Source organism: Eggerthella sp. AM16-19, from assembly GCF_003474385.1.
GTDB lineage: Bacteria > Actinomycetota > Coriobacteriia > Coriobacteriales > Eggerthellaceae > Senegalimassilia.
The window spans coordinates 1-273 of sequence record NZ_QUCY01000020.1 but is presented as its reverse complement, the minus strand read 5'-3'; the positions used below and the strand labels follow the sequence as shown (position 1 = coordinate 273).

1 rRNA gene is annotated in these 273 nt (G+C 71.8%); it reads right to left on the bottom strand.

From position 1 onward, the window contains the following. Positions 1-15 precede the first annotated feature (15 nt). Positions 16-130, bottom strand: a 5S ribosomal RNA gene (gene rrf / locus DW178_RS08275). Between the last annotated feature and the right edge of the window lie 143 nt (positions 131-273).

The following is a 273-nucleotide window of genomic DNA, read 5'->3' as shown; positions in this document are numbered from 1 at the left end:
GAAAAGCGCCCTCCGCGAGCGCGACGCCCTGCCCTCCCGCAGCCTCGCGCTGCAGTACTCTCGGCGAAGGCGGGCTTAACTGCCGGGTTCGGGATGGGACCGGGTGATCCCCGCCTCTGTGGTCGCGCTCGCGGGGGGCGCTCCCCCGCGGCTCATGATATGGAGCCTGCCAGGTCCCCTTGCCGGGGCGACCCTGGCGGCCGCATGGCGGGCACGGGAGAAGATGGCGCATCGCGCTCGGTGCTTTCCATCGAGGATGCGAAGAGCTCGGGC